General features: G+C 36.4%; 18 protein-coding genes. All 18 read left to right on the top strand.

The genetic code is table 11. The annotated features are described in order from the left end of the window. Window positions 1-3: 3 nt before the first annotated feature. The 18 genes from VIL26_04325 to VIL26_04240 all read left to right on the top strand — a co-directional run bounded on the left by VIL26_04325 (window position 4) and on the right by VIL26_04240 (window position 18,954). Window positions 4-990, top strand: coding sequence for a hypothetical protein (locus VIL26_04325; protein ID HEY8390160.1), 987 nt, complete (start codon window positions 4-6; stop codon window positions 988-990). Between the two features lie 13 nt (window positions 991-1,003). Next, window positions 1,004-2,884, top strand: a complete 1,881-nt coding sequence (locus VIL26_04320; GenBank protein ID HEY8390159.1) for a hypothetical protein — start codon at window positions 1,004-1,006, stop codon at window positions 2,882-2,884. 9 nt (window positions 2,885-2,893) lie between these two features. Continuing rightward, window positions 2,894-3,139 (top strand): hypothetical protein, encoded by a 246-nt coding sequence (locus VIL26_04315; protein HEY8390158.1) that lies wholly within the window; start codon window positions 2,894-2,896, stop codon window positions 3,137-3,139. Then, window positions 3,136-3,303 (top strand): hypothetical protein, encoded by a 168-nt coding sequence (locus tag VIL26_04310; protein ID HEY8390157.1) that lies wholly within the window; start codon window positions 3,136-3,138, stop codon window positions 3,301-3,303. The genes VIL26_04315 and VIL26_04310 overlap by 4 nt, the downstream gene beginning before the upstream one ends. Then, window positions 3,227-4,216, top strand: coding sequence for a hypothetical protein (locus VIL26_04305; GenBank protein ID HEY8390156.1), 990 nt, complete (start codon window positions 3,227-3,229; stop codon window positions 4,214-4,216). Before VIL26_04310 ends, VIL26_04305 begins: the two co-directional genes overlap by 77 nt. Window positions 4,217-4,220: 4 nt before the next feature. Next, window positions 4,221-4,478, top strand: a complete 258-nt coding sequence (locus tag VIL26_04300; protein HEY8390155.1) for a BhlA/UviB family holin-like peptide — start codon at window positions 4,221-4,223, stop codon at window positions 4,476-4,478. Then, window positions 4,453-4,746 carry a phage holin gene (locus tag VIL26_04295; protein HEY8390154.1) on the top strand — a complete coding sequence of 98 codons (294 nt, stop codon included), beginning with the start codon at window positions 4,453-4,455 and terminating at the stop codon, window positions 4,744-4,746. The genes VIL26_04300 and VIL26_04295 overlap by 26 nt, the downstream gene beginning before the upstream one ends. A gap of 147 nt (window positions 4,747-4,893) precedes the next feature. After that, window positions 4,894-7,464, top strand: a complete 2,571-nt coding sequence (gene polA, locus VIL26_04290; GenBank protein ID HEY8390153.1) for a DNA polymerase I — start codon at window positions 4,894-4,896, stop codon at window positions 7,462-7,464. Window positions 7,465-7,496: 32 nt separating this feature from the next. Next, complete coding sequence (gene coaE / locus VIL26_04285; GenBank protein HEY8390152.1) at window positions 7,497-8,099, top strand: dephospho-CoA kinase; 603 nt, start codon at window positions 7,497-7,499, stop codon at window positions 8,097-8,099. After that, a complete protein-coding gene (locus VIL26_04280) occupies window positions 8,096-8,650 on the top strand; it encodes a lytic transglycosylase domain-containing protein (GenBank protein ID HEY8390151.1) in 555 nt (184 codons plus the stop codon). The genes coaE and VIL26_04280 overlap by 4 nt, the downstream gene beginning before the upstream one ends. Before the next feature lie 47 nt (window positions 8,651-8,697). After that, window positions 8,698-10,515, top strand: coding sequence for a DUF6044 family protein (locus VIL26_04275; protein ID HEY8390150.1), 1,818 nt, complete (start codon window positions 8,698-8,700; stop codon window positions 10,513-10,515). A 64-nt stretch (window positions 10,516-10,579) separates the two neighbouring features. Then, entirely contained in the window at window positions 10,580-11,134 is a 555-nt protein-coding gene (locus VIL26_04270) for a GtrA family protein (protein HEY8390149.1), read from the top strand. Window positions 11,135-11,156: 22 nt separating this feature from the next. Further along, a complete protein-coding gene (locus VIL26_04265; GenBank protein HEY8390148.1) occupies window positions 11,157-12,086 on the top strand; it encodes a glycosyltransferase family 2 protein in 930 nt (309 codons plus the stop codon). Between the two features lie 205 nt (window positions 12,087-12,291). Continuing rightward, a complete protein-coding gene (locus VIL26_04260; GenBank protein ID HEY8390147.1) occupies window positions 12,292-13,329 on the top strand; it encodes an SIS domain-containing protein in 1,038 nt (345 codons plus the stop codon). Window positions 13,330-13,345: 16 nt separating this feature from the next. Continuing rightward, the gene (locus VIL26_04255; GenBank protein ID HEY8390146.1) at window positions 13,346-14,173 is read left to right on the top strand and encodes a PIG-L family deacetylase; all 828 of its coding nucleotides are present in this window, start codon (window positions 13,346-13,348) and stop codon (window positions 14,171-14,173) included. Window positions 14,174-14,183: 10 nt separating this feature from the next. Further along, complete coding sequence (locus VIL26_04250; GenBank protein HEY8390145.1) at window positions 14,184-15,533, top strand: ROK family protein; 1,350 nt, start codon at window positions 14,184-14,186, stop codon at window positions 15,531-15,533. Between the two features lies 1 nt (window position 15,534). After that, window positions 15,535-16,656 carry an ROK family protein gene (locus VIL26_04245; protein ID HEY8390144.1) on the top strand — a complete coding sequence of 374 codons (1,122 nt, stop codon included), beginning with the start codon at window positions 15,535-15,537 and terminating at the stop codon, window positions 16,654-16,656. A 117-nt stretch (window positions 16,657-16,773) separates the two neighbouring features. After that, complete coding sequence (locus VIL26_04240; GenBank protein ID HEY8390143.1) at window positions 16,774-18,954, top strand: hypothetical protein; 2,181 nt, start codon at window positions 16,774-16,776, stop codon at window positions 18,952-18,954. The last annotated feature ends 318 nt before the right edge of the window (window positions 18,955-19,272 follow it).

Below are 19,272 nucleotides of genomic sequence, written 5' to 3'. Positions count from 1 at the left end.
AAAATGGACTTTGGAAAACTGGCATATCTAAATATAGAAGACCTAAACAAACGGCTAAAAAGCATAGAAAACAAAACCAATATAATAATGTCTAATTGGCAGGTAAATAAAACTCTTAATGAAAAAATACAAGATAATTACACCTTTGAGATAAAGTTTTCTTCTGCTAAAAACACTCTGGTTACAATAATAGGCAAACTACGGCTCATAGCAGAACAACAATCAACCATAGATTTTGCCTGCAAGCTGAACGGTTTTATATGCTATGTTGACAGGATTGAACTAAACCTAGGCGAAAGAGAGTATTTTTTCTTTTTTTGCACTCAAGGACAGCTTAGTAACAGCTTGGGGATTGTAATCGATGGGCAGGATTTCAGCGGAAGACTTATTTCTTATGACTTTATAATCTCGGGCGGCAATGTGCGCGGATTTGAAAGTGATGTCAATATCCAGCTTATTAACCGCGAGTCAAAAAACATTGTTGGACTAAAAATTGAAGATAAAATCTGCTGTTATGTTAGCGACACCTGTGAATTTGATTTTTTTAAGGAGCCTTTGGTTTTGGGCGAGGGACAGGATTTTTCGTTGTGCCAAGGTTTTGATGATGACTATAAAACGGCATTAACGTACATAGGGCAGCAAAAAGAACTTAAGTTTGAAGTGCTTGGAAGCCATACCTTAGACATTGACAATGATGTAGATTGTGCGGCGGTTGCGCCGATAGCCATAGGCTATCTTATAGTTTATATTCAAGACTCAAAACCGTTTTACCGCATAGTGTATCCCACCAATCAGGTGTCAGGCAAGACAGAGATTATTTTGCAGTCAGGCGTTTATGAAACTGTTAGAGCGGTGTTTGACGCGCCGTATCCTATGTTTTTGTTCAAAACCATAGACCAAAAAATTTATCTCAAAACCGCCAATTCAATTATGACCAAAGAAAAGATTTCAAGTGTGAATTTATCCACCACGCCATATAATTTGGGGTAAAAAAGGTAACACAATGAAAAATACATATATCATTAAACATCAGGGCAAAACTTACATTTCGCATAACATAATGCTTTCTAACTTCAGAGAAAAAATCAATCAGGGGTATAAGGTTACCGATTATATTGCGTTTGGCAGCGGAACAGGAACGCCCAGCGTGATTAATTACAGTCTGTTTTCGCCCATTTCTGTCAAACCCGCTAAGATAATAGAATACAACGCCGACTGGACGAAGGGCGATTATTATGTTCTTAGAAAGATAGTTTTGGATGAAAATGAATTTGTGGGTCAGGGAATAACCGAACTTGGTTTTTGCGCCGATTTAAACGGTAACTTAATAACCCACAGCATGTTGCCCCAAAAAGTATATAAGGGCAGCGAGCCTATGGAAATAACGGCGTATTTTTATTTTCCGTTTTCAGAAGTGTTTGTTCAAGGCGATAATCCGCTTATAAAAGTGTTTTTGGGGATAGAAGCATTGGATTATGATGCATTTACTTACGGATATTGCGATTATCATAGTATTGAAGACCTGCAAAATATTACAAAGCGTTACCCTTGTATTTTTCCTAATCATAATACCTTTAGGCTGATTTGTCCCCACCAACAGGACGCAAAAAATATAATCATCTTTTATAAAGGCGAGCCTGTAATAATTTCTAGCGCGACATACAGTAAAATCCAAGACGCTGTTTTGACTTGCACATTTGATGATAAGGCAAGAATAGAGATTGTAAATTTTATAAAAAAAGAAATAACATCATTAAAAATTAATGATGTTATGGCACACTTTAGCATGCACGCCAAAATAAAAGCAGTTTCCGCTAAGACGCATACAAGATGTTTGCATTTGGACTTGTCAAAAATTTTTGTTTCAAAAGACCGTCAATTTTTGCTGAGCGTAAAAAACAACGAAATAGAAGTTTTTAAAGACTTTTTAGGCACTCTTAAATTTATCGGAAAAATAACTTTGCCTGCAAGAGTTTCATTATTGGATATGTGCGCAGGCAAGATTGCGGTTGTGTGCAACCAATCAGACACACTGCTAGGGCATGATAAAAAAAGGCTGTATTTTTTTGATGTTTCTAATGGTGGGATTGTTGAAAAGACTTTTCAAAATGACCTAGAGTGCGATATAGAACTGATGTCTTTGGAATACGCAGGCGGCAAAAATATGGTTTTGTATTATTTTAGCCATGGTATTTTAAAAGGACAGACTTTTGGTTATATGGACCAAAGTCCGATATTGACGGATAACTGCACAATAGAAGCCGAAAATACACAGTTTTTGGGTACATCGTACAGACGAAATACACTTTTTGCAACTAACTATAAAAAAGATGATTTAAACGGAACAGTTCATAAGGCGCTTTTGAACGCAGACGCCAATCCGTTGTACAGTCAGATAATATTGACCTTAAAATCAATTTCGCCCGACCGTATGTATTATATCGGAGAGGCTATCGTGGCTTTTTCGGACAAGGACAAAAAAGTCGCGGTGTATTCTTATGTGTCAGAAAAATTGGATATTTTTGACCTTAACAAATATGTGAGCAATATTGACAAGGTGTTTTTGGATACGCGGTACATTATTATAACGGATTCTGCCAATGTTTTTTATCTATATGAAATAGATTATGACTTGTGTGAAATCAGCTTGATAACGCAAGGCAATGCGCCTTTTTTGCTAGAGCAGGCTTTTGTCATGAATGACATTATTGTCTTTAGACAAGGCAATGTCTTAGAGATAGCGCCTGTTATCTATACTGACATAGAAATATTATCAGATCAGAGCGCATATCAGACGGACGCGAGTATAAGATTTTGCAACATATTGCAAGGCAGCCAAACGGGCTACAACAGCTTTTCTGTTTTATTGACTTTTAGCTTTTAGGAGATATAGATGTTTTTTCAAAAATCCATAGCGATAGGCAAGGGCAGGAACATAAGCGGAGTGTATATCAAGGACGGCGGATATATTTTGGTTTACTCTAAGGCGGATAACACCATAAAAGAACGCAAATATGTTTTGGGAAAATCCGCTCCGGAAAACTTTGAAGGCACGCTGATTTCTATGGGCGACATGCTAGCTAAAAACAACGCGTTTACCATAGAGAGCATAAAAGGACGTTTGAGGATGAAGCAATGAAAGACGAATATAAGTTTATACCGCCCAAAGAGATATTCCGCATGGTGCGGCACGACAAAATAATTAACTATTACAAAGGAGTATATAATGGCAATAGATTATTCCAAACTTCTAAAGGATCTGAACATAAAAGCAAATCTGGAGAAAAACAACAAGACGGTTGAAATAAACCCTGTAAACACAATCAAATCTACATCTTCCAGTCTTGAAGAAGGGCTCAAAAATATTGACGAGCAGTATTCTGTGGACAAGCAATTTGAAAATGTGGTTTTGCCTAAAAGCAGCGGCGTGCAAAAGCTGGAATATCAGCCGTTGACTGATGGCGAGATAGAGAACTTGGCAAAAAACTCTTTGGCGGAATATTACAACAAAAGCACAAAGGCGATCATGGAAGAAACGCAAAATCAGAAAAATGATTTAAGCGATTACAAAAAGCAGCTATATGATGCTTTGGCGCAAAAAGAAAGCGTGATTCAAGATACTTACAGTCAGGCAAAATCTTCTGCCGCAGCCGAGGCTCTAAAAAGGGGGTTGGCAAGATCGTCTATCGCGTTGTCGCAGGCGGCGGCGTTTGACCAAGAACAAGCCCAACAAATAGCCCAAGTCCGAAATTCATATATAGAACAGGCGGCTGAAATAGATTATAAGATCGCTGAGCTTGAGACCAAAAAGCAGTCGGCGCTCAATGACCTTGATATCACTTATGCGGCAAAACTTGCGATAGAGATAGACGAACTCAAAAAAGAGCGCAGCGATAAGATAGAAGAAGTCCAAAAGTACAATAACGAGCTTGCCAAGTACGAAGCCGAATACAACATCAACCGCCAAAAAGCAGAGCAGGATTTGACTTTGGGACAATATGAGATTTTGAAAAACAAAACTACGGGCTTAAGCGAAATTGAAAAAGAACTAAACACTCATAAGCAAGAAAAAAAGTTTGAATATATTCTAGATTATCTAAACAGCATGTCCAAAAAAGAAGCGTTAAAGTTGGCAGAAACCAATGACGTAATCAAAAATTCTTTGGACACTTATTATTATCGAAAGCTTTTAAACGCAATAGAAGCAAGGAGCTAAAAATATGTGGGAAGAAGTTTTGAAAATGGCGGCGACCAACGGGCTTTGGGCGGTTTTGTTTTGCGTTTTACTGGTGTATCAGTTAAAAGAAAGCAAAATCCGCGAAAGCAAGTATCAGGCTGCTATCAAGGGTCTTAGCGAAAATCTAGGTATCGTGCGAAAAATACGCGAAGACGTAGCTCAGATTAAGCAGTCTATAGAGAAAAAGCACAATGTTCAAAAAGAGGAGAATAATCATGTCCAACAAGAGTGTGTATCGTAGCTATGGCTTTTGGATGAGTCTAAGCGCCGCGATTCTGCTTGTAGTTAAGACTATTCTAAACAGGCTGGGAATAGAGATAGACCAGCCTTTTATAGAGGAAATAATAAGCGGAGTTTTGGCGGTGCTTGTGATTTTGGGAATAATCGCCAAACCCAAAGATAACCAAAATCAGGAGCAACAAAATCAGCATGAACTCCAAAAAGAAGATGAAATTGAAAATTATCAAGATGATCAGTATTTGATTGATAAAACAGTAGATAAAGAATAATGTTTTTTAATAAAAGCCCTTTTGGAACATCCAAAGGGGCTTTTTCTTCTTTTTTTGGCAAAAAACCTTGTTTTTTTGAAAATATCAGAAAAACACAATGTTACTGTAACAAGCTAATATTTTGTCAATGTATGATATAATAACCATATGGGAAATTTTGACTTTGAAGAAAAATTAGTTTTAATTGACGGCAACAGCCTTATCAACCGTGCATTTTTTGCGTTGCCGCCGCTTACCGATTCACAGGGCAATTATACGCATGCGGTTTATGGCTTTACCACTATGCTGCTAAAAGCCATTAATGAATATAAGCCTAGATATATCGGCGTGTGCTTTGACCTGGCGCATCCGACATTCAGGCATTTAATGTACACCGATTACAAAGCTAACAGAAAAAAGATGCCGCAGGACCTTGCGTCTCAAATGCCCATGCTAAAAGACCTTCTTAAATGCATGAATATAAAAACAGTTGAGCTAAAGGGCTATGAAGCGGACGACCTTATAGGCACAATCTCAAAAAAGTGCGGCGTTGATGTAATCATACTTACAGGCGACAGAGATACTTTACAGTTAATAGACGATAGAACCAAAGTATATCTTACAAAAAAAGGTTTATCCGAAGTCGCCGAAATTGACCTTGTCCGCCTAAAAGAAGAATACGGTCTGACGCCAGAACAAGTGATTGATTTTAAGGCGTTGATGGGAGACGCTTCGGATAATATTCCGGGTGTCAGCGGTATAGGCGAAAAAACTGCGTTAAGACTTATTAATGATTATAAGACATTGGACGGCGTCTATGAACATCTGGACGAGCTTACTGATAAATTAAGAGAAAAGCTGGAAGCAGGCAAGCAGTCGGCATATCTTTCTTATGAGCTTGCCACTATTAACAGAGAAGCTCCTTATGAGTTCGCCTTAAAAGAATTTGAATATGCTTATCCTTTTGCGGCATGCATAAGAGAACAGTTTGAAAAACTGAAGTTTAAGAGCCTGCTAAAAAAAGATATTTTTGAGGACAGCGTAGATACCGAAGTTGCATTAAACACATTCCCCGAAAAAAAGCCGGCTACCTTGGTAGAAATAAAAACCGAGCAGGATATGGCCGCGCTTGATTTAACTAAGGGATTTTCTATCGTTTGGGAAAAGGATATCAATATCGCAGTTAACACATCTGATGAATACAAAATCATTATCGCAGATAACTTGTTGGGCGAAGGAATAGCCTTTGAAACTGCGGTTAAAACACTGAAGCCTTTTTTAGAAAACCCCAATATTATCAAGACATTGTTTGACTACAAGAACATGCGCCATTATCTAAGCAAAATAGGCATTGAGCTAAACGGCGTGTTTGATGTTCAGCTTGCGGGGTATGTAGTTGACGGCGGCATGGGAATTACAATATTCAAAAAATTACTCAACCGCTATGACTGCGACGAAAATGCGCCAGCAGTTTCGCTTAACATAATAAAAGAGAGATTATCGCCTGATTTAACAAGATTTGAGCATCTGTTTTATGATATAGAAATGCCGCTTGCCGATGTCTTGTATGATATGGAATGCGTAGGATTTAAGCTTGACATCGGCGTTTTAAACAAGCTTAACGACAAGTACAATGCGGATTTAAAAGAAATAACCGAAAAAATTTATGAGCTTGCAGGCGAGAGCTTTAATATCAATTCGCCAAAACAATTGGGCGATATTTTGTATAACAAACTTAACCTTTCGCCCACCAAAAACACCAAGACGACCAAAGCGCATTCTACTGATGCCGAAGCCTTGGAAAAACTAAAAGGCAAGCACGAAATTATAGATTATATTTTGAGATACCGTACAATCGCTAAGCTCAACAGCACTTATGTTGAAGGACTCAAAAAAGTAGCTGATGCGGACGGCGTAGTACATACGGTGTTCCGCCAGGCATTGACTTCGACAGGCAGACTGTCCAGCATAGAACCTAACTTGCAAAACATTCCTGTAAGAGATGAAGAAGGCAGGGAAATCAGGCGCGCGTTTGTGGCAAGAGAGGGCTATAAGCTGGTAACCGCGGATTATTCGCAGATCGAACTAAGATTGCTTGCGCATTTTTCGGGCGAACCTAAATTAATACAGGCATACCGCGACAATGCCGATATTCATACCCATACTGCGTCCGAAGTGTTCGGCGTGCCGCCCGAGCAGGTAACCAAGACAATGAGACGAGATGCCAAGGCGGTCAATTTTGGAATAATTTATGGCATCAGCGATTTTGGACTTGCCAAAAATCTTAATATTCCTGTTTCTCAGGCGCATAAATATATAGAAAAATATTTTGCCAATTATCCTAGGGTAAAAGAATATATGAACCAATGCGTTCAGAGCGCAAAAAAAAGCGGCGAAGTGGTACTAGCTAGCGGAAGAGTGAGAAAAATAGCCGAACTTAATTCGCCTAACCGGACAGTAAGAGCGTTTGGCGAAAGAGCGGCTATGAATATGCCCTTGCAGGGAACGGCGGCGGATCTTATAAAAATAGCTATGATTAATGTTGCGCGAGAATTTAAAAGACAAAATCTAAAAAGCCGCTTGATTTTGCAGGTGCATGACGAATTGATAGTGGAGAGCAAGATAGAAGAAGTTGACAAGGTAGTTGAAATTTTAAAATACGAAATGGAAAATGCAATGAAATTTGACGTTCCGCTTTTGGTAGAGGTGGGCATAGGAGATAATTGGTACGAAATATAATTTTATAGACGATTAGTCTAAAAGGGTGGGTTATGTTAAAGATTGCAATTACAGGCGGAATAGCATGTGGAAAAACACTTGCAAGCAATACATTGGCTGATTTAGGCGCTTGTATAATTGACGCCGATATTATTGCGCGTAATATTACCCAAAAAGGCTCAATCGCCGCGCAAAAAATCAGACAGGCTTTTGGCGATGATTTTTTTGATTCAAACGGCGAGCTTATTAGGCGCAAATTTTCGCAATATGTTTTTCAGGATACACAAAGAGTAAAACTTCTTAATTCAATTACTCATCCGTTAATCAGACAAGAAATTCAAAGACAGATAGATGAGCAAAAAAACTGTTCGGTCGTTTTTGTGGTCATACCGCTTTTGGTGGAAAGCGGCATGATAGATATGTTTGACCGCGTATGGGTTATTATCGCCGATATAAATTCACGCATAAAAAGAATGATGCGGCGTGATAATATTAGCATACAGCAGGCATATAATATTTTGAATCATCAGGCAAGCGATGAAGAAAGATTAAAGGTAGCCGATCTGGTGATACATAACAATGGCAGCGAACAGGAATTTGTTGATCAAATAAAGACCGAGTATCGCAAATTAATCCATGAATTGAGTATGCTTTGAAAAAGTTAATTTCAATACGTATTTATGCAATTATTTTTTTGACGGCAGTTACGGCTATGCTGATTGCCGCCAATATTTATGTCATGATTTCTTATCCGCTTAAGTATAAGGATATAATTTATAAACATTGCAAGAATTATAGCCTTGACGAAGCTATGATTTTTTCTATCATAAGAACAGAAAGCACTTTTAATCCTGATGCTGTTAGCAACGCAGGCGCAATAGGGCTTATGCAGCTTATGCCTGCCACTGCGGCTATGGTAGCGCAGGAGTTAAATATTGAAGGCTTTACCACTAATATGTTGTATGATCCCGATGTCAATATAAAAATAGGCGTGCATTTTTTTGACAGTATGCTAAAAAAATTCAAAAACATTTATACCGCGCTTGCAGCATATAACGCAGGCGAGGGCAATGTGTCCTCTTGGCTTAATAACCCAGAATATTCAGATGACGGAGTAACCTTAAAATATATTCCATTTAAAGAAACTCAAGGCTATATTAAGAAAATCAAAAAGAATTACAGAGTATATGAAAATAGATTAAAATAAGATAATTTTATTTGACTTTAAAAATTTTTAACAATAAAATTAATTTAATGAATGATATTGATTCTCAACCAAAAAAGTCTATAGATTTATATCGACTTTTTCTTTTTATTGGATTAGGTCTAATTGTTCTTTATTATATTCCTTACCTAGCAGCGGGGGAAAATTCTCATATTCGTATTTTTGATAATCTGGATTCTGAAATTTTGTTTTATAAGCTCAGCGGAAAATATCTCCTTAGCTTTAACGGCAATATGCCGGAGATTATGGACGGATTGTCAGTAGGTTCTGTTAATGTCTTTTCTCCTATTCAAACGCTGATATATATGGTTCTGCCTACTTTTTGGGCATATATTTTCAATGACTTCTTTGTAAAAATCACAGGTTTTTTGGGATTGTATTTTTTACTTAATCGTATTATTCAAAAGGAGTATTGCTATATCAGCTTTTTTGCAAGTTTGATTTTTGCACTCCTTCCTGTATTTTCTGTATATGGCTTATCTATTTATGGCCAGCCGATTTTGGTTTTGGCAGTATGGAATTTGTACAAAAACCAAAAGAAAGCAATATCATATCTTCTTATAGCGTTTTTTGGAGTATCGTCTTCATTGATCTTGACTGGATATTATCTGCTCGTCTATTTTGGAATTCTTGCTCTTGTAGTTACCATAAAAAAAGGCTTTAAAAACACTTATCATCTTTGGATCGGTCTAGCTTTGTTAACAGGAATATATGTATTGACCAATATCAAGATGATATATATGACATTGTTTGACAACTATGTTTCCATGCGCATCGAACGCATAGAACGTTCGCTTATCTTTATGAACAGGCTTACAAGCACAAACTTCTTTGAAGAAGTGTTTGTCTTGTTTTTTGTAGGACAAGTTCATGCCGCAAGCGGACAAATTTATAGCTTTTTGGTGTTAATACCAATGGCGATAATTGCTATTGTTAAGGATAAAAATAACGAATTAAACCAAACAGACAAAAAATATCTCAAAATAGTTTGGTTGCTGGTTGGATACAACTTTTTGTGCGCAATTATTAACGGATTGTATTATACCAAGCCTGTTACTTTTATAATCGATCATCTTGGAGTTTTGAAAGGTTTTCAATTTCACCGTATGTTTCTAAGCTATGCGGTAACTTGGGCAATAATCTTTGCAATAAGTTTAAAGCTGCTTGTTGATTGGGGAGTATTTGAAAATCTTATAAAAAAGTTAAACGGTCTCAAAAAACCGGCATGCATTGTACTTGGCGTAATTTTGTGTGTTGTAATGTCTTATACCGTTTTGGGCGTATATGAGTTTGCATCTCCTGATGTAGGTTATTATGCCACCATTAATAGTGTTTTTGATAAAGACCGTATTAAAGAAAATTATCCTACTTATAAACAATATGTAGATGAAGAGCTTTTTAAAATAATAAAAGATCATATTGGCAAACCGCAAGACGAATATAAGGTTGTAAGCCTTGGAATTTATCCGGCTATTGCTAGTATGAACGGTTTTTATACCTTGGACGGTTTTTTCCAAAACTATCCTTTGGAGTATAAGCATGAATTTAGAGAGATAATAGCAGGCGAGCTTGAAAAGAGCGAGCATTTAAGACAATATTTTGATTATTGGGGCAATAAGTGCTATATCTTGTCGGCTGAAATACCAAAAATATATACGGTTTCTAAAAATGCAGGCAAGCAAATCAATGATCTTGATATTAATACCCAAAAGCTAAAAGAAATGGGCTGCCAATACATCTTTTCGGCGTTGCCGATCAATAACTTTGATGAGCTTGGTCTAACCTTAGACGGTGTGTTCGAAAGGCAAAACAGTTATTGGAAAATATATCTATACAATATTGATTGATAGTATTGACATTGCGATTATATAATTTATAATGATAAATAGTTAATTAAAGAAGGGGAAAAACTTGAAAAAATCAATTCAAAAATTAACAGAATTGACTAAAAAATATCCGCGCTTATGGGAGATATTTAAGTTTTTGGTTGTGGGCGGATTTGCGACTATAATAGATATGCTTGTAATGGCTTTGGTCATTTATTTTATCAATATGAAAGTCTTTTCATATAACTTTCTTAATGTCATTATTGAAAGCAGCAAAAGAAAAAATGAGATAGCCGCTTACTCATCAATACTAGGAACAGGCATGGGCTTTGTGCTAGGTCTTGTATTTAATTATATAATGAGCGTTAAGTTTGTATTTGAGCAAAAAGAATACGCCAAGACATTTAATGGAGCGATGCTGTTTGCTGTCTTGTCAATAATAGGATTTTTTATACATTTGGCGGGAATGTGGGTATTCTTTGAAAAACTCAAAATCAATTATTGGCTGGTAAAGATAGTTATAACGATTTTTGTGCTAGTATTTAATTATGTTACACGAAAAGTCTTTGTCTTTAGAGATAACCGCAAGACCGCTGATAACGTAAAAGCAGAAACAGCCGAAATTAAAACCAAACATTAAAAAGGGATTTTAGGAGAAAAAAATGAGCGTGCAATATTCTTTAATTATACCTGTATATAACGAAGAAAAAGTTTTGGATGAATGTTATAGTGAGGTAAAAAAGACCGCACAAAAATTTGACGGTGAGTACGAAATAATATTTGTCAATGATGGGAGCAAGGACAAATCTTTAGATATTTTAAAAAGATTTGCTCAAGAAGATAAAACGGTAAAAGTTATATCATTTAGCAGAAACTTTGGACATCAGCCTGCAGTAAGTGCAGGAATGAAAGAAGCTTGCGGACAAGCTCTAATAATTTTGGACGCAGACCTTCAAGATCCTCCCGAAGTTGTACACGAGATGATCAAAAAGTGGAAAGAAGGCTATGATATTGTTTATGGCAAGCGTACAAAAAGAAAAGGCGAAAAGCCGCTAAAAAAACTTACTGCGTTTTTGTATTATAGATTTTTGGCGCGTATTACAGGACTTAATATTCCTAAAGACACAGGGGACTTTAGACTTGTGTCTAGAAAAGCTGCAGATGCAATTATCAGCATGCCTGAAAAAAACAGGTATTTAAGAGGTATGAATTCCTGGGTAGGATTTAAACAAGCTGCAGTTTTATATGAACGCAATCCTAGATTTGCAGGCGAAACCAAATACACTCTTAAAAAAATGGTCAAACTTGCAAGCGACGGCATAATAAGTAATACCAATTATCCTTTGTCATTTATTTTGGGACTTGGAGTATTTTTTGGAGTGCTTTCATTTTTGGGCTATATTGCAGTCCTAACTTTGCAGCTTACCAAAGTGATCTCTAATGTTGTTTATTGGTTGTTCCCGTCTCTTGGACTTGGTTTGTCTATAACTCTTATGGCTTTAGGCATTATAGGAATTTATCTTGGCAGAGTTTATGACGAAGTGAAAAACCGTCCTATTTATATCATTAGTGAAAAAATTAACTTTGATTAAAAACTAGAATTAAAAATGATATTTTAAATGGCTTTTTTGAAATTTCAAAAAGCCATTTTTTAATGTCTTTATTGTCATAGTAGAAAAAAAGATTGATTTTAATATGTGCCGTTATATTGTTACTAAATGCAAATAACTATATTTGACTATAATTATATTTAATGATATAATTATTAAACTAAATTTAATAAATAGGTGAATTATTATGACAATAATGGAAAGTGAAATTTTTCAACAAAGCGATGTTCTAAAAAACTGTTTGAACTATAATAAACAAACTCTAAATGACCTTGTAAAAACACTAAAAGAAAAAAACATAGAAAATGTTGTTGTTGCAGCAAGAGGCAGCAGCGACAACGCTTCCAATTATTTTAAATATGTTTTTGAAAGTCTGGCTGGTCTGCCTGTTGCTTTGGCAGCGCCTAGCATCAACACATTGTATAACACCAAGCTTTCATTAAAACACAGCCTTGTTATTGGCGTATCTCAAAGCGGTGCGGCTGAAGACGTTATGGCGGTTATCAACAACGCTAAAGAATCAGGCGCTGTTACCGTATGCATAACCAACAACCTAGAATCCAAAATGGCTAAGCTTGCTGATTTTCATCTTTATTGCAACGCAGACAAAGAGCGCAGCGTAGCTGCAACCAAGACATTCACTTCACAGATGTATTTGCTGGCTAATTTAGCAGCGTATTATGCAGAAAACGAAGAAGTAAAAGCAGAATTAGAATCTGTTCCTGAAAACTTAAATAAAATCTTTGCGCTCAAAGAAAATATTGCAGTTTTGAGCGAAAAGTATAAGAATATGAGTTCATTAATAGTGCTGGCTAGAGGCACAAACTATGCCATTGCTCAAGAAACAGCACTAAAGATTCAGGAAACCACATATATTAACGCGCGTGCTTATGCCGCCAGCGATTTTCATCATGGACCTTTTGCTATTGTTGACGACAAATCCACAGTGATGTTAATTGCACCCAAAGGTCTGAGCCAAAACGATATGGTTGAGATGAAAGATAAGCTTTTGGGCGTAGATGCAAAGGTTATTGTAATGACCAATGACCAAACTATCGCGCAAGGTGCTACAGACACAATGCTTTTGCCGGTAGAGGGTTCGGACTATGTAATGCCTTTTTATAATGTAGTAGCTTCTCAATTGTGGGCTTGCTATATGAGCGTTGCACGCGGACTTAATCCAGACGCGCCTAGAGGACTTAAGAAAGTTACGATTACAAAATAAATAAGGAGTAATCAAAATGAATAGAGAGCAGGAAATATATAGACCTAACAAGCGCGAAAAGGCTGACAATATCAGATTGTGCATAGCAGCGCATCAGGACGATGTCGAGCTTTTGGCTTATAGCGCAATTTTGGATTGCTACAATAATCCAAACGAAGCATTTTCGGCGGTCGTAACCGCTGACGGAGCAGGCAGCGCAAGAACAGGATTTTACAAAGATTATACGGATGAACAGATGGTTCAGGTACGTATGAAAGAACAAAAGCAAGCTGCCGATGTAGGACAATACCTTGAGCTTCATCTTTTGAAATATACCAGCAAAGCTATAAAAGATCCCAACAACACCGATATTGTCAACGATTATGTAAGAATTTTGACCCAATCCCGTCCTAAAATCGTTTATACTCACAACCTTGCCGATAAGCATCTTACGCATTTGGGAGTTGTTACCAAGGTTATAAAAGCTATAAGAAGTCTAGATAAGAGCATAAGACCTCAAAAGCTGTACGGTGTAGAAGTCTGGAGAGATCTAGACTGGCTAGATGACAGCAAAAAGGTTTTGCTGGGCTGCGATTCTCATCCCAATCTAGAAAGAGCCTTGCTTGGAGTATTTGATTCACAGATAGCAGGCGGCAAGAGATATGACTTAGCAGCAGAAGGCAGAAGACTTGCCAACGCTACATTTTTTGAAAGCCACAGCGTTGACTCTTTTAGCAAACTAAATTTTGCTCTTGACCTTACACCATTGATTGAAGACGACAATATGGATATCACCGAATATATTGCAGGCTTTATTGATGATTTTAAAAACAATGTAATAAGCTCATTAAAAAAGATTATTTAGGACTGAATTTATGAACAATTTGACTTTAATAGATAAAAACTTCAAACCGTTTTGTTTGGTTTATGAAGAATTTAAAAATGATGTAAAAAAGCAGGGCGGTGAGCCTTTTGCTATTTGCATCGAGCGAAACGGCGGATATAGACATACTTATAGACTGGAAATTCTAAAGGGCAAAGAAAACTTTGACCGCAATCTTTTGATAACCGAACGCATATTAAAATGCTTGCTATGGGTTTTTGGCGGATACAAAGTGATCTTAGGCGGAGATAATGAGCTTTGTCAAAAACTTAAAGAAATATATAGTCCTAACGGAAAACGAAGCTTTGACTTTTTCTTTATGTCCAAAATTTATCTAGAGCCGTTTGAAATAATCATTACTGATTATAATAATGTGCCTGATACTTTGGAAGTGGCTACATCCATGCAAAATACCCAAAAAGGCAGCCGCATAGGACTTGACATTGGCGGCAGCTTTTTGAAGAGTTCTGCAATAGTTGACGGCAAACTTGTCTCTAATCACGAAACGCCTTGGCAGCCCAAAGTCAATTCTGATCCAAAATATCATTATGATTTTTTGAAAAAAGTAATAATGACAGAAATGCAGGCACTAAAAAATGTAGATTCTTTGGGCGTAAGCGCAGCAGGCGTATATATCGACAACCAGGTCAGAGTTGCTTCAATATTTATAAGCGTGGATGATGAAAACTTTTCAAAACATATAAAAAATATTTTGATTGATTTGTGCAAAGAGTTGGACATTCCCAGACTCAAGGTCGCTAACGATGGCGATGTTGCAGCGCTTACAGGCGCAAGATACCTAAACCGCGGAAAAATCTTGGCGATCAGTATGGGAACAAGCGAAGCAGGCGGATATATAGACCAAAATTTTGGACTTGCCGGCTGGCTAAATGAGCTTGCGTTTGTGCCTATTGACCTCAATGCTGATGCAGCGATAGACGAGTGGAGCGGAGATATTGGTTGTGGCGTAAAATACCTTTCTCAGGACGGTATGATTAAACTTGCCGAAATGTCCGGTATGGATTTGTCTAGCTTCAAAACACCTACAGACAAACTGACTTATCTTCAAGAGTTACTGGACGCAAAAGACTCAAGGGTTTATAATATACTTAAGGATATAGGCGTTTATCTTGCCTGTGCCCTAAAGACATATTCGGAATTCTACGATATAGATACCGTAATTATTTCAGGTGGGGTAACAAGCGGCGAACGTGGAGAAGTTATCGTCAATAGATGCCGAGAGGTATTAGAAAAAGTATTTGACGATCTAAAACTCACGGTATATATTCCAGACGGAAGTTTGAGAAGAATAGGAAGTTCTATAACAGCCGCATTTTTATAAGATGCATAAAAATCATGGAAAGAATCAGAGCCATATAAGAGAAATCAATCAGCAGCTTGTATTGGAGCTCTTGAAAGAAAAACCGCTGTCTTGTAAAGAGATGGCGGATATTTTACATCTATCAAATACTGCTTTGGCAAAAATAACGCGCGAACTAAAAGACTTTAAATTGATAATAGAAAGTCAGCCGCCCGAAAAAAATGAAATCGGACGAAGACCTATCAGATTAGAAATCAACGCGAAATTGGGGCATATTGCCATAATCGACATGGAGAAATTCTTTTTGAAGGTCTTTGATTTTGCAGGCAAAATGCAGCATGAGCTTACCTTGCCCACCGTTTTGGTTTATGATATAGAACATCTTAACAACTGCATAAAACTTATAAAAGACTTTTTAAAAGAGAAAAAAATAAAAAATCTGTTATCAGTTATCGTTATAACGTCAGGCAGAATTAATACAGACGGATCATTTATTTACGCGCTAAGGTACAAAGACGCTTCCAAGATAAATCTCAAAAAGATGTTTGAGGACAATCTCAATGCTCCCGTAGCTGTAAAAAACGACGTATGTTTGGCTTTGGTAAGCGAGTACCAAAACGCTCAAGCTCAAAAACCCGATTCGGTGGTAATGCTGTATTTGGATAAAGGCGCAGGCTGCGCTTTTGCGTGGGGCGGCAATGTGTATGAAGGAAACCGGGGCTTTGCAGGCGAAATCGGGCTTATAAAAGACAACTTGACAGGCGATATTTTGGATAATCTGATCTCCGTAAGAGCTTTGATAAAACTGTTTGAAGAAGCTGGACATAAATTATCGCTCAATCAGATTTCGCAAGGCTTTAAGACAGGAGAAGAGCAAATCGTAAAAGTCGTGAATAATTTTGCCAAAAGAGTTTCCAAAGCTATAATTGATTTGCTTTTGATTTTGGACACCCAAATAGTTTTGATTAACGGTAGCATACGAAGTCTGGGAGAGGGCTTCTTGGAAATTATAAGACAAGAACTGTCTCAAAACCAATATCTAAAAACACAGGTTTTATACAGCAAGGATGAAAACTGCACGATAAACGGCGCATTTTTATTGGCACAAAATCTTGCCATTTCTAACATAATCAAAAAAGCATAAGTAAAATAACAACATAAAAAATAAGGTGTAATTATATATGACAATAATTACACCTTATATTTTTTTTGTTTTAATGCCAAATTAATATATATTAAATATGTTTTTTTTGGAGAAACGGTGAGAAAGCTGTTATTGTTTTTTTTATTGATTTTGCCTTGTTTTTGCACTAATGTGTGCAAAGATAATCTATTAATAAACGACCAAAACACCAACACCGTAATTCAATCTTTTTTAGTTCCTAATAATTCTAAAGTGAGAGTTAATGACTCCAGACCTGTTTGCTATAATGCTTATGAGCAAGATGGAACATTAATTGAAAGTTTTAACAGTCTTTACACAGCCATTGATTATTTATCCCAAAACCCGCGGGAAAATGCCTATATCACTAAGGCAAGGGGACATGACAGCGACAAAAAGCTGTATCAATACAGCCAGTATGCTGACAGAATCTTTTATTATCAAAACGCGGTAAGTCTTGATTCTGTAGAGGCTCAAGAATTTTGTTTTATTGATGATTTGGCGGGTGCCGACAATATCACAGCAGTTTTTGGCAAAAGTCCTAATTATGTTTTGCAAAGTTCCCAAATAATAGGACCAAATTCCCAAGACCAAAAGTCTAGATTAATTAGTATAATTGATCCATCTATTGACGCTTTTTTGATTTCGCTGCCTTTGCCTAATATATCTGCATTATCGTATAACATTGAACTATCTGCCATGCAGCTTTATCCGTCACAAAATCTGGACCAGCCGGTTTATGCCAAAATAGGCTTTTATGCATTTGGCAGCTTTTTTGGAATAGTTTGCGATACTTTAACAGGAAATTGGTATTTGGCTTTAGACGATTATCTTGATTTTGAAAAATGCGTATTGACTTCTCACTGGAATCAAGAAAAAAGATGTTTTATTCCTGATGAAGATGTGGTTATGACTATAAAATCAAAAAATGATTTTAAATTAGACTCTAGTCAGCAGTTTGGAGCTAGTATGTTTTTAAACTTTTCTTCAGGCAGGAAATATGAGTTTGATTTGGGCCTAGACGATACTAAAGATAATTTAATGAGTTTTTTTGCAGGACTTGATATACAGGCATTAGGCAATGTGCCGGACTATATGAACGGCGCAAAAATGCAAAATCTTAAAATCGTTCAAGACAAAGGCTATCAGATTGAATATAACGCCCAAAATATTCAAGAATTTTATTTTGATAGCAATAACTCCAATATCTTAATATATAATACTGCTGTGGTAAGCAAAGATGATAGCATCCACGAAACTGATATATATAATTTCAGCTATGTTTTTGATGGATTAAGCCCAGCTTATTCAAAACGCATTAATGCTGTTCAAAATATGATTGACAGACTTAAACCCGCAGACGAAATAACCGCCTTGGACGAAGACGCCATTTTTACCGCGCAAAAAGAGTTTTATAAACTTACCGATGGTCAAAAAAAATTGATAGACGACACCAGACTAAACCAAGCTAAAGACGCTTACTGCGAACTATTTGATGGGATTGAAAAAGTCGTAGCGATCGCAAAAACTTTAGAGCTGTTTTTACATGTGGATAAAGAATATGTAATAGACCAAGCTGACAAGGTTTTTGAAGCATGGGATATATATGCCAACAGACTTAACGAAGACCAGCAGCAAAATTTGTCCGAAGTATATCTTACAAGAATTTCATCGTATTATAATCAGGCTTTCGGACTGATACTACAAGCCCAAAATGTAATCATAGCGATAGATTCTCTTAATGACAGAAGCACAAAAAAACAGATTTTAAACGTATATGAAAAATATCTTGCCCTAGACGAAGTACAGATAACCAAAATAATAGGCGAAGAAAAAATCCAAAAGCTGTATAGATATCTTTCTAAAATTGACAATAAAGTAATTTTTGCTGTGAAAAAGATTATCGAAATAGGATATGCAGGACCGTCAGATTATGCGGTGTATTATGGAATGGACAATTATATAAAAATGACCGAAATGATACAAGCCTATAACTCTCTTAGTAAAACACAAGCTAATATGCTGCCGAAAACCTCAAAAAATATATATAAAACAGCTTATGAGTATTTCAGCACTCAAAAAGGCTATATGGAGCAGCTAAAAAATAAAATAGAATTACTTGAAACTCCGGATATAGACAAAGTAAAAGAGCTGATAGAACTATATAACAAAATGGATTTCAGTTCAAAATGGCATTTTAAAAACGATCATATTTTTTGGTTTTCTCAATATTATCATAAACTAGAATTCTTGGCTTTGGAATTTGGATTGACTATATAAGCAATAGATTTTTAAAATCTTTTCTACAAATTTGCAGGCGGATAGATTTTATCCGCCTACAATCTAATGATTTGGAGGAGATAGATGCTAAGAGTAATTACCTTTGCTTATTTTATAGTATGCATAATCTAAAAAACTTGTTCATAATTATTCTTAAAATTTTGTAACTGCATAGAGTGTTTAATATTGGAGTATAATTATTTTATAAAATTTTTTTGTGTTTTTCTTGCAAAAAACTGCTTGACATAAATTTGGTTATACATTAAATTTAATACTTGCAAATGCAACTCATTTGCAATCAAATGTTTTATAAAAAGG

It is taken from the genome of Clostridia bacterium (genome assembly GCA_036562685.1).
Lineage (GTDB): Bacteria > Bacillota > Clostridia > Christensenellales > DUVY01 > DUVY01.
This window is presented reverse-complemented; position numbering and strand designations above follow the sequence as displayed.

What these genes read in the sequence shown, in the direction of transcription:
- VIL26_04325 (HEY8390160.1), top strand. Translation starts at nt 4, where the DNA reads ATGGACTTTGGAAAACTGGCATATCTAAATATAGAAGACCTAAACAAA.
- coaE (HEY8390152.1), top strand. Translation starts at nt 7,497, where the DNA reads ATGTTAAAGATTGCAATTACAGGCGGAATAGCATGTGGAAAAACACTT.
- VIL26_04255 (HEY8390146.1), top strand. Translation starts at nt 13,346, where the DNA reads ATGAATAGAGAGCAGGAAATATATAGACCTAACAAGCGCGAAAAGGCT.
- VIL26_04295 (HEY8390154.1), top strand. Translation starts at nt 4,453, where the DNA reads ATGTCCAACAAGAGTGTGTATCGTAGCTATGGCTTTTGGATGAGTCTA.
- VIL26_04320 (HEY8390159.1), top strand. Translation starts at nt 1,004, where the DNA reads ATGAAAAATACATATATCATTAAACATCAGGGCAAAACTTACATTTCG.
- VIL26_04265 (HEY8390148.1), top strand. Translation starts at nt 11,157, where the DNA reads ATGAGCGTGCAATATTCTTTAATTATACCTGTATATAACGAAGAAAAA.
- VIL26_04250 (HEY8390145.1), top strand. Translation starts at nt 14,184, where the DNA reads ATGAACAATTTGACTTTAATAGATAAAAACTTCAAACCGTTTTGTTTG.
- VIL26_04300 (HEY8390155.1), top strand. Translation starts at nt 4,221, where the DNA reads ATGTGGGAAGAAGTTTTGAAAATGGCGGCGACCAACGGGCTTTGGGCG.
- polA (HEY8390153.1), top strand. Translation starts at nt 4,894, where the DNA reads ATGGGAAATTTTGACTTTGAAGAAAAATTAGTTTTAATTGACGGCAAC.
- VIL26_04310 (HEY8390157.1), top strand. Translation starts at nt 3,136, where the DNA reads ATGAAAGACGAATATAAGTTTATACCGCCCAAAGAGATATTCCGCATG.
- VIL26_04245 (HEY8390144.1), top strand. Translation starts at nt 15,535, where the DNA reads ATGCATAAAAATCATGGAAAGAATCAGAGCCATATAAGAGAAATCAAT.
- VIL26_04305 (HEY8390156.1), top strand. Translation starts at nt 3,227, where the DNA reads ATGGCAATAGATTATTCCAAACTTCTAAAGGATCTGAACATAAAAGCA.
- VIL26_04315 (HEY8390158.1), top strand. Translation starts at nt 2,894, where the DNA reads ATGTTTTTTCAAAAATCCATAGCGATAGGCAAGGGCAGGAACATAAGC.
- VIL26_04260 (HEY8390147.1), top strand. Translation starts at nt 12,292, where the DNA reads ATGACAATAATGGAAAGTGAAATTTTTCAACAAAGCGATGTTCTAAAA.
- VIL26_04275 (HEY8390150.1), top strand. Translation starts at nt 8,698, where the DNA reads ATGAATGATATTGATTCTCAACCAAAAAAGTCTATAGATTTATATCGA.